The organism is Escherichia sp. WS2035 (genome assembly GCF_046487065.1).
GTDB classification, from domain to species: Bacteria; Pseudomonadota; Gammaproteobacteria; order Enterobacterales; family Enterobacteriaceae; genus Escherichia; species Escherichia coli.
On the sequence record NZ_JBJQKD010000002.1, the window covers coordinates 312186 to 326467 of the forward strand.

10 protein-coding genes are annotated in these 14282 nt (G+C 51.9%); 7 read left to right on the top strand and 3 right to left on the bottom strand.

The features are described 5' to 3' along the window. Positions 1-40: 40 nt before the first annotated feature. On the bottom strand, positions 41-3358 hold the full coding sequence (locus ACJHX4_RS06170; protein ID WP_000043719.1) for a diguanylate cyclase: 3318 nt from the start codon (positions 3356-3358) through the stop codon (positions 41-43). A 317-nt stretch (positions 3359-3675) separates the two neighbouring features. Here ACJHX4_RS06170 and udk point away from each other — a divergent pair, with 317 nt between their 5' ends. From udk to asmA, 3 genes are all read left to right on the top strand, one after another. After that, entirely contained in the window at positions 3676-4317 is a 642-nt protein-coding gene (udk, locus tag ACJHX4_RS06175; RefSeq protein WP_001295424.1) for a uridine kinase, read from the top strand. A gap of 91 nt (positions 4318-4408) precedes the next feature. Next, a complete protein-coding gene (dcd, locus tag ACJHX4_RS06180; RefSeq protein WP_001234767.1) occupies positions 4409-4990 on the top strand; it encodes a dCTP deaminase in 582 nt (193 codons plus the stop codon). 21 nt (positions 4991-5011) lie between these two features. Beyond that, positions 5012-6865: an outer membrane assembly protein AsmA gene (gene asmA, locus ACJHX4_RS06185; protein ID WP_001252365.1), complete on the top strand. Its 1854-nt coding sequence runs from the start codon at positions 5012-5014 to the stop codon at positions 6863-6865. A 451-nt stretch (positions 6866-7316) separates the two neighbouring features. On the opposite strand, the gene ACJHX4_RS06190 is transcribed toward asmA, so the two are convergent. Further along, on the bottom strand, positions 7317-8900 hold the full coding sequence (locus ACJHX4_RS06190) for a TerC family protein (protein WP_001296218.1): 1584 nt from the start codon (positions 8898-8900) through the stop codon (positions 7317-7319). Positions 8901-9100: 200 nt separating this feature from the next. Further along, the gene (locus ACJHX4_RS06195; RefSeq protein ID WP_162863342.1) at positions 9101-9250 is read right to left on the bottom strand and encodes a hypothetical protein; all 150 of its coding nucleotides are present in this window, start codon (positions 9248-9250) and stop codon (positions 9101-9103) included. 309 nt (positions 9251-9559) lie between these two features. On the opposite strand from ACJHX4_RS06195, the gene wza reads away from it, so the two are divergent. The 4 genes from wza to wcaA all read left to right on the top strand — a co-directional run bounded on the left by wza (position 9560) and on the right by wcaA (position 14281). Continuing rightward, positions 9560-10699 carry a polysaccharide export protein Wza gene (gene wza, locus ACJHX4_RS06200; RefSeq protein ID WP_000978080.1) on the top strand — a complete coding sequence of 380 codons (1140 nt, stop codon included), beginning with the start codon at positions 9560-9562 and terminating at the stop codon, positions 10697-10699. A gap of 5 nt (positions 10700-10704) precedes the next feature. Beyond that, positions 10705-11148, top strand: coding sequence for a low molecular weight protein-tyrosine-phosphatase Wzb (wzb, locus tag ACJHX4_RS06205; protein ID WP_000482899.1), 444 nt, complete (start codon positions 10705-10707; stop codon positions 11146-11148). A 2-nt stretch (positions 11149-11150) separates the two neighbouring features. Then, positions 11151-13313, top strand: coding sequence for a tyrosine-protein kinase Wzc (gene wzc, locus ACJHX4_RS06210; protein WP_000137092.1), 2163 nt, complete (start codon positions 11151-11153; stop codon positions 13311-13313). A gap of 128 nt (positions 13314-13441) precedes the next feature. Beyond that, complete coding sequence (gene wcaA, locus ACJHX4_RS06215; protein ID WP_000654487.1) at positions 13442-14281, top strand: colanic acid biosynthesis glycosyltransferase WcaA; 840 nt, start codon at positions 13442-13444, stop codon at positions 14279-14281. Position 14282: the final 1 nt, after the last annotated feature.

The following is a 14282-nucleotide window of genomic DNA, read 5'->3' on the forward strand; positions in this document are numbered from 1 at the left end:
GACGCGTTAGCGTCGCATCAGGCAATGGGCAAACGCTCCCTTAGTTAATCGCGAAATAACTGCTATTCACCAGCAAATCCAGCGGTTGGGCATCGGCAATCACATCGCCATAAATCAGATCGACGCCGATGCCAGAAAGCGTATCCATCACTAAGGGTAAAACGACTGGCCCGGCGATGGTCTTCATCCCGAGCCGCTGAGCGTGCCCCTGAATGATCGTAATCAGCATCTCATCCATCAAATTTCCCTGCACGTTGGCGCATAACTCACCATCAAGTAGCAGGTAATCTGCCATATTCGCTTTCAGCGAGTTGAAGATTTGCAGATCGCGGCCCACCTGACTGAATACGATCCGACATCCCGCCAGCCGCAGTTTTTGCACGCTTTCTGCGTGATCTAAAATCGCGTCTGCCGGAATAATCAGATGTAATAACCGTGGTGATAGAGGGCTATTTTCCAGCAGCTCAATTAGTTCATTCACCAGCGTGGCGCTACTCAAACCGGCAACGGAAAGGGGGAGGGCGATGCTTAAGCCTTTACTGGCAATCGCTTTTGCGGCCTGCTGGAAAAAATCGTGGAATACCCGTCGGTCAAGAGCATGGCTAAGTGCCGGATCGCTGAAGCTACGACGAAATGTTTGTTCATCAATAATCTCGCCTTCGCAACTCCAGAGCTTAAGTGAAATCAGCCACAAATTACGCGCTTGCGGGATCCGCGGCGAAGCGACACCGTGGGCGATCATCATCAACTGATTCTCTTTAATCATCCGCCACTGTTCATCAAGCGACATCACAGCCCGTTCGCTATGTGCGGCAACTTGCTGCGGTTCGTAAATCGTCACCCGGCCCCGGCCACCATTTTTGGAGGCATAACAGGCGATATCAGCCTGCGACATCACTTCAGCCGCCTGATGATTGTTGTCATCAATCAAGGTAATCCCTGCACTGGCACCTACCCGATGTACACGTCCTTCCCAGATAAAGTGATAGTCATTCACGGCGCTGATAATGCGTGTAGCGATAAAACGCGCACTTTCGACATTACAATCTGGCAGCAGCAGACCAAATTCATCGCCACCGAGTCGCGCCAGCACGTCGCTGGAGCGCAGCATACTCAGCATCAATGACGCCAGTTCGCGCAGTAAAGCGTCGCCAGCGGCGTGCCCGGCGCTGTCATTCACCGCTTTAAAGCGATCAAGATCGATAAACACCAGTGCATGTCGCTGATGTGTACTGTTTACCGTTTGCAGCAGGATGCGTAGTTGCTTCTCAAAACTGGCTCGATTGGCGAGATGCGTCAGTGCATCATGGGAGGCGCTGTAGCTCAGCTGGCGCAGCATTTTGCGCGATTCGGTGACGTCCTGAATCACCAGAACCGAACCAATATTGCTGCCGTCCAGAGTACTTAACGGCGTAATACTGTAATGCACGTCGTAGCTGCCGCCGCTTCGGCAGTGCAACACCACATCTTGTTCAATCGCGGAACGTGAGGTGTCGGCACTGTAAATGTTCTCCATTAATGGTCCGTTGTCGCCAAAAGTAATATGCAACACCGTCAGGAGCGGAACACCTAACGCTTCTTCCTGCGTCCAGCCGCTCATCTTCTCCGCCACCGGATTCATAAAGGTAATTTTCATCGCCATATCAATACAGACCACGGCTTCACCGATGGAATCCAGCGTAATGTGCAGGCGCTCTTTTTCCTGAAACAATGCCTCGTTAAGCTGTTTAACCTCGGTCATATCCATATTAATGCCGAGCAGGCGTTCGACTTCGCCTTCTTTATTCAGTACCCGGTTAGCGAGGGCGCGGATATGGCGAATGCCGTCTTTCACGGTAATGCGAAATTCCAGTTTAAAGGGAGAGCGTGATTGCAATGAATCGCGAATCACTTTTTCGGCGTGCTGGCGATCTTCCGGCAGCACGCACTCGTACCACACCTGCCAGTTCGGTTTGATATGCGGAGGAATTTCATACAGCTCGAACATCCGCTTATCCCAGCTAAAAATATTCGGCTTTAGCTCCCACTCCCAGATGCCAATCCCGCCCGCTTCGTTAGCCAGCGTGATGCGCTCCATCAGTTGCTGGTTCACCTGTTCGGTGCGTTTTAGCTCGTTAATGTCTTCAATCTGAGCGATAAAATAGAGCGGCGTGCCATCCGTGTGGCGCACCAGTGAGACGGCAAGCAACGCCCAGACAACATCGCCATTGCGGTTGTAGTAGCGTTTTTCCATTGAATAGGTGTTTATTTCACCGCTGATCAGCTTTTCAACCTGTTGCAGATCTTTATTGAGATCCTCCGGCCAGGTCAGTTGCTGAAAGGTGAGTCCGCGCAGTTCTTCCTGACTGTAACCGAGAAACTGGCAGAGCGCTTTGTTGGATTGCAGCCATTGTCCCTCGGTGCCCACTAATGCCATGCCGATGGCGGAATATTCCATCGCGTTCCGAAAGCGGGTTTCGCTTTCGGAAATGTGTTTGCGTTCCGCACGAAAGGCATACATCACCATGGTCATGATGTTGGCGGGCAGCAGGATCAGCAAAAACGGTAGCCACGGCATATGACTCATCAGGTACGTACGCGGCGTAGCAAGCAGAGAGGGATCCGCGGCCATCATCAGCGATACCATCATCACTGTGGTAAGGAAGATCAAAAAGGCTTCCATTCGTGGCAGGCGCACGGCGCTCCACATCAACAGCACAATAATGAAAGTAAAAGGCCACGGCAGATACAGCATCGAAAGCCAGCTTAACGTCAGCGTGATAGCTAACGTGAGCAGCGACTCAAAAAGCAACCTTGGGTTGCGATGGCGCAGCAGATAGTGTGGTTTAAATAACAATCCCAGCGGCACCAGTGCCAGAGCGCCGATGGATTCTGACAGTACCCATATCAAAAATGCCCTGAGAGGATCGTCTCCGGGCGTCAGCAGGACAACCAGAACACCCCCCAACAGAGGCGGAATAATGGCGCTGCCGAGTGCCAGACGCAGCCAGTCAGCCAGATTTTGCAAGGGGTTATACCACGGCAGCAATTTACGTAGCAGCACTGCCCCGACCACGGCTTCAACAATATTGATGGTCGTCCAGGTCATGTTCAGCGAGCTGGTGGAAAAAAGCAGGATGGATGCGGCGATATTTCCCAGCGAGCAGCTCAGCGCAATTCCCGGCCACATGCGCCCGGCATGGCGATAAAACGCCACCATCATGATGGACGTCGGGAACCACAGTGGGGCGAGTTGGGTGCCAAACTGCGAAAGCTCAAGTGAGAAAAGGGTGAAGATAAACGAGACTAAACCTAAACTGACCAGGTGAAGCAGCGGGTGGGGCAGGGCAATTAATACATGCTGTGATTGTTTGCTCATTACCGCTTTATCCGCAAGGCCAGGTCGTCAGTATTCGTTTCTGTGTTCATGCTAGTACAAAAGTTTTACATTTTATATGCGAATTGCTCATAAAGTGACGTAAAGGCGGATAATTTGCGCAACTGCGTATAACATTTTTTACCTTGTATAAAACTGATCAACGTAATTTGCCACCGGGAATTCTTCGTCAACAATTAACTCTGAGCGCGCGGCAACGCTATTCGACTGGTATCAGGCGGATGAAATCCCTATAATTGCCGCGTTTGGCGCTTCGTCGCCCCCTTCCTAACATCCAGGTTAATCAGGTCGCTAAATATATGACTGATCAGTCTCATCAGTGCGTCATTATCGGTATCGCTGGCGCATCGGCTTCCGGCAAGAGTCTTATTGCCAGTACCCTTTATCGTGAATTACGTGAGCAAGTCGGTGATGAACACATCGGCGTAATTCCCGAAGACTGCTATTACAAAGATCAAAGCCATCTGTCGATGGAAGAACGCGTTAAGACCAACTACGACCATCCCAGCGCGATGGATCACAGCCTGCTGCTTGAGCATTTACAAGCGTTGAAACGCGGCTCGGCAATTGACCTGCCGGTTTACAGCTATGTTGAACATACGCGTATGAAAGAAACGGTGACGGTTGAGCCGAAGAAGGTCATCATTCTCGAAGGCATTTTGTTGCTGACGGATGCGCGTTTACGTGACGAACTTAACTTCTCCATTTTCGTTGATACCCCGCTGGATATCTGTCTGATGCGCCGCATCAAGCGTGACGTTAACGAGCGTGGGCGTTCAATGGATTCAGTGATGGCGCAATATCAAAAAACCGTGCGCCCGATGTTCCTGCAATTCATTGAGCCTTCTAAACAATATGCGGACATTATCGTGCCGCGCGGCGGGAAAAACCGCATCGCGATCGATATATTGAAAGCGAAAATAAGTCAGTTCTTTGAATAAGCTTGATAAATTGTGTACCGTTCAGTGATAACCTGGTATGCCCTTGACGTAATTGGCGTTAAGGGAGTGATGCTCGAAAGGAGAAAATGCCATGCGTCTGTGTGACCGAGATATTGAAGCCTGGCTTGATGAAGGCCGTTTGTCGATCAACCCACGTCCGCCAGTGGAGCGTATTAACGGCGCGACGGTGGATGTGCGCCTGGGCAATAAATTTCGTACCTTCCGTGGTCACACGGCAGCGTTTATCGATCTGAGCGGTCCCAAAGATGAAGTGAGCGCCGCGCTTGACCGCGTGATGAGCGATGAAATCGTGCTCGACGAGGGCGAGGCGTTTTATCTTCACCCAGGAGAGCTGGCGCTGGCGGTGACGCTGGAGTCGGTGACGCTGCCAGCCGATCTGGTGGGCTGGCTGGACGGGCGTTCTTCACTGGCGCGTCTGGGGCTGATGGTGCACGTCACCGCGCACCGTATCGATCCGGGCTGGTCTGGCTGCATTGTGCTGGAGTTTTACAACTCCGGTAAGCTGCCGCTGGCGCTGCGTCCGGGCATGTTAATTGGTGCGCTGAGCTTTGAGCCGCTCTCCGGCCCGGCGGCGCGACCTTACAACCGCCGTGAAGATGCGAAATATCGCAACCAGCAGGGCGCGGTAGCCAGCCGAATCGATAAAGACTAATTCAGGCCCATTGAGGATACCATGAGACGATTTCTGACGACGCTGATGATACTCCTGGTCGTGCTGGTGGCCGGGTTATCTGCGTTAGTGTTGCTGGTGAATCCGAATGATTTCCGCGACTATATGGTCAAGCAAGTTGCTGCACGTAGCGGTTATCAATTGCAGCTCGACGGGCCACTGCGTTGGCACGTCTGGCCGCAGCTTAGTATCCTCTCCGGGCGAATGTCTCTCACCGCCCAGGGCGCAAGCCAGCCACTGGTTCGCGCCGACAACATGCGTCTGGACGTGGCGCTTTTACCACTACTGAGTCATCAACTGAGCGTTAAGCAGGTGATGCTAAAAGGGGCAGTGATCCAACTGACGCCGCAGACGGAAGCGGTGCGCAGTGAAGACGCTCCGGTTGCACCGCGCGACAATACCTTGCCGGATCTGTCAGACGATCGCGGATGGTCGTTTGATATATCCAGTCTTAAGGTGGCGGACAGCGTTCTGGTGTTCCAGCATGAAGATGACGAGCAGGTGACAATCCGCAATATCCGCCTGCAAATGGAACAAGATCCCCAACATCGTGGCTCATTTGAGTTTTCCGGGCGGGTTAATCGCGATCAGCGCGATCTCACATTATCCCTTAACGGTACAGTAGATGCTTCTGATTATCCGCATGATTTAACGGCGGCTATTGAACAAATTAACTGGCAGTTGCAGGGGGCCGATTTACCAAAACAAGGTATTCAGGGGCAGGGGAGTTTCCAGGCCCAGTGGCAGGAGTCACATAAACGCCTTTCATTTAACCAAATCAGTTTGACCGCCAATGACAGTACGCTGAGCGGGCAAGCACAGGTCACGTTGACAGAGAAACCGGAATGGCAGCTGAGACTGCAATTCCCGCAACTGAATCTTGACAACCTCATCCCCCTTAATGAAACAGCGAACGGTGAGAACGGTGCCGCGCAGCAAGGGCAGAGCCAATCAACGTTGCCGCGCCCGGTCATTTCTTCGCGTATTGATGAACCGGCCTATCAGGGACTGCAAGGCTTTACGGCTGATATTTTGTTGCAGGCCAGTAACGTGCGCTGGCGCGGAATGAATTTTACAGATGTTGCCACGCAAATGACCAACAAGTCGGGTTTGCTGGAAATTACTCAACTGCAGGGCAAACTTAACGGTGGACAGGTTTCACTGCCGGGCACGTTGGACGCGACATCAATAAATCCGCGGATAAACTTCCAGCCACGGCTGGAAAACGTTGAGATTGGCACCATTCTGAAGGCGTTTAACTATCCGATTTCGTTGACCGGAAAGATGTCACTGGCTGGTGATTTCTCCGGTGCTGACATAGATGCCGACGCATTCCGCCACAACTGGCAAGGACAGGCACATGTCGAAATGACTGATACACGCATGGAAGGGATGAACTTCCAGCAGATGATTCAGCAAGCGGTAGAACGTAATGGTGGTGATGTGAAGGCCGCTGAAAACTTCGATAACGTGACGCGTCTTGACCGCTTTACCACCGATTTGACGTTGAAGGATGGCGTCGTGACGTTAAACGACATGCAAGGTCAATCGCCTGTGCTGGCGCTGACAGGGGAAGGCATGTTGAATCTGGCAGATCAAACCTGCGACACCCAGTTTGATATTCGGGTCGTGGGTGGCTGGAACGGGGAAAGCAAACTGATTGATTTCCTCAAAGAAACGCCAGTACCGCTGCGGGTTTATGGCAACTGGCAGCAACTTAATTACAGCCTGCAAGTGGATCAGTTACTGCGTAAACATCTACAGGATGAAGCAAAACGCCGTCTTAACGACTGGGCCGAGCGGAATAAAGATTCCCGCAATGGCAAAGATGTGAAGAAGTTGCTGGAGAAGATGTAGGTTACCAGGTGACCTGTCCTGTAGGCCTGATAAGACGCGTAAAGCGTCGCATCAGGCGTTCGTGGCGGCACCATTATATTCTGAATATGTAAGATCGAAGGCTGTTCCGTTCACTTGATGTTCCTCGCTACTATGGAACGCTCAAGCCGGTGAACGTGCCAGGGTGGCTCAATCGCCACCACCCTGGCAACCCGGGCTCCCGGCGGTAAATCGCCGCTGGCGCGGTTCCCTCATCTTATTCCTTTCGGCTATCGGGTACGGGCGCGAGGTAACATCCCTGTAAAACGCGCCCTCAGCCCACATCCATGTGGGCTGCCCCGGCCTACAGGAAACGATTCGGCGATTTACAGCCGGACCCACACCCCCGCTGTGATGTCCATGTACCACAGACAACGCTTCATTGCTGAAGTTATAAGGCGTTACGCAGCATTGGGTAAAATGGCCGATGCCATCACACCTCGTACTCCATCTCGCCATCCTTACGCAGCGGAATAATCTGCACCTTCTGCACGCGATGGCTTTCCACCTGCAACGTTTTAAGCAAATAATCCCCCACCTGAACTTCTTCGCCAGGTTTTGGAATACGTTGCAAATATTCCATCAATAGCCCGGCAATGGTGTGATATTCACGTTTTTCATCCAGCGGCAACGGCACATATTGCACCAGATCTTCCAGCGGCATATGACCATTCGCCGTCCAGGAACCGTCCGCATTCTTCTGAATATCATGGCGGGCGTCGATCTCTTCCACTTCGTTCGGTAAGTTACCGGCAATGGTTTCAGTGACGTCACTTAATGTCACAATCCCTTCCACCGAGCCAAACTCATCCACCACAAAAGCAAAGTGTGTGCGGGCATTACGGAACTGCTCCAGGGCAGGTAACAACGGCAAGGTTTCCGGGAACACCAGCGGCTGGCGAATCAACACCCGCAGGTTGAGCGGTTCGCCGCGCAGTGACTGTTGTAGCAGGTCGATAACGTGAACAACACCGAGCAAATCTTCTGCGTCATCGCCATCAGTAACGACAAGCCGCGTATGCTGATTTCGCTCCAGTAACTGGCGGATCTCGTCTTCCGGCGCGTTGAGATCGATATGCTCAATATCGTGGCGCGACGTCATAATGCTGCTGACGGTACGCTGGTTAAGATTAAGTACCCGCTCAATCATCCGCCGTTCCTGCGGATTAAAGATTTGCTGGTTACCATGATCCACCAGCATAGACGCGGTTTCGGCGTCCAGTTCCGCATCTTCTTTTTGCCCACTAAGCAGGCGCATTACCGCTTCGGTAGTCCGCTGGCGCAGCGTCTGATTAGCGGAAAGAAAACGTCGCCGGTTAAAGATAGCCAACTGATTGAGCGCCTCGATCATCACCGAGAAACCAATAGCAGCGTACAGGTAGCCTTTCGGAATGACGAAGCCGAAACCTTCTGCCACCAGGCTAAAGCCAATCATCAACAGGAAGCTTAGGCAGAGAATAACGATGGTCGGGTGACTGTTAACAAATTGCGTTAACGGCTTGCTGGCCATCAACATCAGGCTGATAGCGATAACCACGGCGGCCATCATGACCAGTAAATGGTCGACCATCCCGACGGCGGTAATCACCGAGTCGAGTGAGAAGATGGCGTCCAGTACCACAATTTGTGTCACCACCCCCCAGAACTTCGCACCTTTGCGTTGCGTGGGGTTATTGCTGTCTTTCCCTTCCAGCCGTTCGTTCAGCTCCATCGTGGCTTTGAACAGCAGGAAGAAACCACCAAACAGCATGATTAAATCGCGGGCGCTAAAGGTAAACGAGCGGAAGCTGAACAGCGGTTGAGTCAGGGTGACCAGCCAGGAGATTGACGCCAGCAGTAACAGGCGCATTAACATCGCCAGCAGCAGCCCGGTAACCCGTGCGCGGTCGCGCTGCTTCGGCGGCAGTTTTTCGGCGAGGATGGCAATAAAGACCAGGTTATCAATGCCGAGGACCAGTTCGATCACAATCAGCGTGATTAACCCAGCCCAGATAGACGGATCGGCAATCCATTCCATAGTAAGTACAAAACCTATTCGTTGTATGACAAATGTCACAATTCGATCATGGATAAATCGGGGCAAAAATGCAATGTTGCAGCACTATTTATCTCATATTATTTGAGGGTTATAACCTCACATTATCCCAGAATTAAAGGTGCTAATAATAAAACATTATTTAAGAAATATCGCATGTGGAGACACTATATTAAATATTGTCAATCTAAAGAAACTCCTAAAAACCATATTGAACGACACTTAATATAATTCTTAAAAATAGCCAATTGCCGAATTGTTACCTTGCCTGCTATTCCGTTAGCTGTAACACTTCCTCCTGCATTATTGGAGAGCCAATATTCAATTACCATAATGTCACCTTATATTCGGAAGTTAATTTCCGCAATAACCCTTTCTCATCAACGACTGTATGCAGAGAGGGTGTGAAAAATTAAGCTAAATCAGTGTGTTGGTAGCTAAAAAGCCAGGGGCGGTAGCGTGTCTGGATGCCTGAAAGACCAGTCTGAATTATTCTGTCAATAGCCTGCGGATGAAATCAATTTTTTTTAGGACTGATGCCAGTTAAATTTTTATTCAATTAACTGCAAGGTAAATGTGCATGGCGACATTGCTATTAATAGTGCACAGGATAATTACTCTGCCAAAGTGATAAATAAACAATGATGAAATCCAAAATGAAATTGATGCCATTATTGGTGTCAGTAACCTTGATAAGCGGTTGCACAGTACTTCCGGGCAGCAATATGTCGACGCTGGGGAAAGACGTCATCAAACAGCAGGACGCTGATTTCGATCTCGACAAAATGGTGAATGTTTATCCGCTGACCCCGCGCCTGATTGATCAATTACGCCCACGCCCGAATGTAGCGCGCCCCAATATGACGCTGGAAAGCGAGATCGCGAATTACCAGTATCGCGTCGGGCCGGGGGACGTTCTTAATGTCACCGTCTGGGATCACCCGGAACTCACCACGCCAGCCGGTCAGTACCGCAGCTCCAGCGACACCGGCAACTGGGTACAGCCTGACGGCACCATGTTCTACCCGTATATCGGCAAAGTTCACGTGGTGGGGAAAACGCTCGCTGAAATCCGCAGTGATATTACCGGGCGCTTAGCGACGTACATCGCTGACCCGCAGGTGGACGTTAATATCGCCGCCTTCCGCTCGCAAAAAGCCTATATCTCCGGTCAGGTGAATAAATCCGGTCAACAGGCCATTACCAACGTGCCACTGACCATTCTCGACGCCATCAACGCCGCAGGTGGCCTGACCGACACCGCTGACTGGCGCAACGTGGTGCTAACACACAATGGTCGTGAAGAGCGCATTTCTTTGCAGGCGCTGATGCAAAACGGCGACCTCAATCAGAACCGACTGCTTTACCCCGGCGATATTCTTTACGTGCCACGTAATGATGATCTGAAAGTGTTTGTGATGGGTGAAGTGAAGAAACAGAGCACCCTGAAAATGGACTTTAGCGGCATGACCCTGACTGAAGCCCTGGGCAATGCTGAAGGCATCGACATGACCACCTCCAACGCCAGCGGCATCTTTGTCATTCGTCCGCTGAAAGGCGAGAGCGGGCGTAACGGCAAGATTGCCAATATCTACCAGCTGGATATGTCCGATGCGACGTCGCTGGTAATGGCGACAGAATTCCGCCTGCAACCTTATGACGTGGTGTATGTCACCACCGCCCCGGTATCCCGCTGGAACCGTCTGATCAATCAGTTGCTGCCAACTATTAGCGGTGTCCGTTACATGACGGATACAGCCAGCGACATTCATAACTGGTAATCGTCATGTTTAACAACATCTTAGTTGTCTGTGTCGGCAATATTTGCCGTTCCCCGACGGCGGAACGCTTACTGCAACGTTATCACCCGGAGCTAAAAGTGGAGTCCGCTGGACTCGGCGCGTTGGTCGGTAAGGGCGCTGATCCTACCGCTATCAGCGTCGCCGCAGAACATCAACTGTCCCTGGAAGGTCACTGTGCACGGCAAATCAGCCGCCGCCTGTGTCGCAACTACGACCTGATTCTGACCATGGAAAAGCGCCATATCGAACGCTTATGCGAGATGGCACCCGAGATGCGCGGCAAAGTGATGCTGTTTGGTCACTGGGATAACGAATGTGAAATCCCCGATCCATATCGCAAAAGCCGGGAAACGTTTGCAGCGGTGTACGCATTACTTGAACGGTCTGCCCACCAGTGGGCGCAGGCATTGAACGCAGAGCAGGTATAAGAATGACAGAAAAAGTAAAACAACATGCCGCTCCGGTAACGGGCAGTGATGAAATCGATATTGGTCGCCTGGTTGGCACCATCATTGAAGCACGCTGGTGGGTGATTGGCATTACCGCCGTATTCGCCCTCTGTGCCGTGGTTTACACCTTCTTCGCTACGCCGATATACAGCGCCGACGCACTGGTACAAATCGAACAAAGCAGCGGCAATTCGTTAGTGCAGGATATCGGATCGGCATTAGCCAACAAACCGCCTGCATCGGACGCCGAGATCCAGTTGATTCGTTCGCGTCTGGTGCTTGGTAAAACGGTGGACGATCTCGACCTTGATATTGCGGTGAGCAAAAACACGTTCCCGATTTTCGGTGCGGGCTGGGAGCGCCTGACGGGACGCCAGAACGAGACGGTGAAAGTGACCACCTTTAACCGACCGAAGGAGATGGCGGATCAGGTGTTTACGCTTAATGTGCTGGACAACAAAAACTACACCCTGAGCAGCGATGGCGGCTTTAGCGCCCGTGGGCAAGCGGGCCAGATGCTGAAAAAAGAAGGCGTCACGCTGATGGTTGAAGCCATTCACGCCAGCCCGGGCAGTGAGTTTACCGTCACCAAATACTCCACGCTGGGGATGATCAACCAACTGCAAAACAGCCTGACGGTAACGGAGAACGGCAAAGACGCAGGTGTTCTGAGCCTGACTTACACCGGTGAAGATCGCGAACAGATCCGCGACATTCTTAACAGCATCGCCCGTAACTATCAGGAACAAAATATTGAGCGCAAATCGGCGGAAGCGTCGAAAAGCCTCGCTTTCCTCGCGCAACAGTTACCGGAAGTACGTAGCCGCCTTGATGTTGCCGAAAACAAACTGAATGCCTTCCGTCAGGATAAAGATTCAGTTGATCTGCCGCTGGAAGCGAAAGCGGTGCTCGATTCGATGGTGAACATCGACGCGCAGTTGAACGAACTGACCTTTAAAGAGGCGGAAATCTCCAAGCTGTACACCAAAGTTCACCCGGCGTACCGCACGCTGCTGGAGAAACGGCAGGCGCTGGAAGACGAAAAAGCCAAACTTAATGGTCGCGTAACGGCGATGCCGAAAACCCAGCAGGAAATTGTGCGTCTGACCCGCGATGTCGAGTCTGGTCAGCAGGTCTATATGCAACTGCTGAATAAAGAGCAGGAGCTGAAAATCACCGAAGCCAGCACCGTCGGCGATGTGCGCATTGTCGACCCGGCAATCACCCAGCCAGGTGTACTGAAACCGAAGAAAGTGCTGATTATCCTTGGGGCGATTATCCTTGGCCTGATGCTCTCTATCGTGGGTGTGCTGCTGCGCTCGTTGTTTAATCGCGGTATCGAAAGCCCGCAGGTGCTGGAAGAACACGGTATCAGCGTTTATGCCAGCATCCCGCTGTCGGAGTGGCAGAAAGCGCGCGATAGCGTCAAAACCATCAAAGGGATTAAACGCTATAAACAGAGCCAGCTACTGGCGGTGGGGAATCCAACCGATCTGGCGATTGAAGCCATCCGTAGTCTGCGTACCAGTCTGCACTTCGCGATGATGCAGGCACAGAACAATGTGTTGATGATGACCGGGGTTAGCCCGTCAATCGGTAAAACCTTTGTCTGCGCCAACCTGGCGGCGGTGATTAGCCAGACCAATAAACGGGTGTTGTTGATCGACTGCGATATGCGCAAAGGCTACACCCACGAGCTGTTGGGCACTAATAACGTTAATGGCCTGTCGGAAATTCTGATTGGACAGGGCGATATTACTACCGCTGCTAAACCGACCTCTATTGCCAAATTTGACCTGATCCCGCGCGGTCAGGTACCGCCAAATCCTTCTGAACTGTTAATGAGCGAACGCTTTGCCGAACTGGTGAAGTGGGCGAGTAAAAACTACGACCTGGTGTTGATTGATACGCCGCCGATTCTGGCAGTGACCGATGCGGCAATTGTTGGTCGTCATGTCGGAACCACGTTGATGGTGGCGCGTTATGCGGTCAACACATTGAAAGAAGTGGAAACCAGTCTGAGCCGCTTTGAGCAAAACGGTATTCCGGTGAAAGGGGTGATTCTGAACTCCATCTTCCGCCGCGCCAGCGCGTATCAGGATTATGGCTATTACGAATACGAATATAAGTCGGATGCGAAATAACGAGATCCGCTGTCGGATGCGATGCTGACGCATCTTATCCGACCTACGTTCACGCCGCATCCGGCAACAGAACCTGTAAACCAGCTTATAAACCGGCAGAACATCTCGATACTCCGGGAGAACAACCTATGAAAGACAATCCGCTGATTTCAATCTATATGCCGACCTGGAACCGCCAACAACTGGCGATTCGGGCGATAAAATCGGTCCTGCGCCAGGACTACAACAACTGGGAGATGATCATCGTGGATGATTGCTCCACCTCCTGGGAACAACTACAACAGTACGTCACCGCCCTCAACGATCCGCGTATCACTTACATTCACAACGACATTAACAGCGGGGCGTGCGCGGTACGTAACCAGGCGATTATGCTGGCGCAAGGGGAATACATCACCGGGATCGATGACGATGATGAATGGACACCCAACCGCCTGAGCGTCTTCCTCGCCCATAAACAGCAACTGGTCACACACGCCTTTTTGTACGCTAACGACTACGTTTGCCAGGGCGAAGTTTATTCCCAACCGGCAAGCTTGCCGCTGTATCCCAAATCGCCGTATTCACGCCGCCTGTTTTACAAACGCAATATCATTGGCAATCAGGTCTTTACCTGGGCGTGGCGTTTCAAAGAGTGCTTGTTCGATACCGAACTGAAAGCGGCACAGGATTACGACATCTTCCTGCGGATGGTGGTGGAGTACGGCGAACCGTGGAAAGTGGAAGAGGCGACGCAGATCCTGCATATCAATCACGGCGAAATGCAGATCACCTCGTCACCGAAAAAATTCTCCGGATACTTCCACTTTTACCGCAAGCACAAAGACAAATTCGACCGCGCCAGCAAAAAATATCAGCTGTTTACCCTCTACCAGATCCGCAATAAACGCATGACCTGGCGCACTTTGCTGACGCTGCTGTCGGTGCGTAACGGCAAACGTCTGGCTGATGGTATTCGGGGGCGCTAAA

Excerpts from the sequence above, each read along its gene's own strand:
- wza (WP_000978080.1), top strand. The coding sequence starts at position 9,560 with ATGATGAAATCCAAAATGAAATTGATGCCATTATTGGTGTCAGTAACC.
- udk (WP_001295424.1), top strand. The coding sequence starts at position 3,676 with ATGACTGATCAGTCTCATCAGTGCGTCATTATCGGTATCGCTGGCGCA.
- ACJHX4_RS06195 (WP_162863342.1), bottom strand. The coding sequence starts at position 9,250 with ATGGTAATTGAATATTGGCTCTCCAATAATGCAGGAGGAAGTGTTACA.
- asmA (WP_001252365.1), top strand. The coding sequence starts at position 5,012 with ATGAGACGATTTCTGACGACGCTGATGATACTCCTGGTCGTGCTGGTG.
- wcaA (WP_000654487.1), top strand. The coding sequence starts at position 13,442 with ATGAAAGACAATCCGCTGATTTCAATCTATATGCCGACCTGGAACCGC.
- ACJHX4_RS06190 (WP_001296218.1), bottom strand. The coding sequence starts at position 8,900 with ATGGAATGGATTGCCGATCCGTCTATCTGGGCTGGGTTAATCACGCTG.
- ACJHX4_RS06170 (WP_000043719.1), bottom strand. The coding sequence starts at position 3,358 with ATGAGCAAACAATCACAGCATGTATTAATTGCCCTGCCCCACCCGCTG.
- dcd (WP_001234767.1), top strand. The coding sequence starts at position 4,409 with ATGCGTCTGTGTGACCGAGATATTGAAGCCTGGCTTGATGAAGGCCGT.
- wzc (WP_000137092.1), top strand. The coding sequence starts at position 11,151 with ATGACAGAAAAAGTAAAACAACATGCCGCTCCGGTAACGGGCAGTGAT.
- wzb (WP_000482899.1), top strand. The coding sequence starts at position 10,705 with ATGTTTAACAACATCTTAGTTGTCTGTGTCGGCAATATTTGCCGTTCC.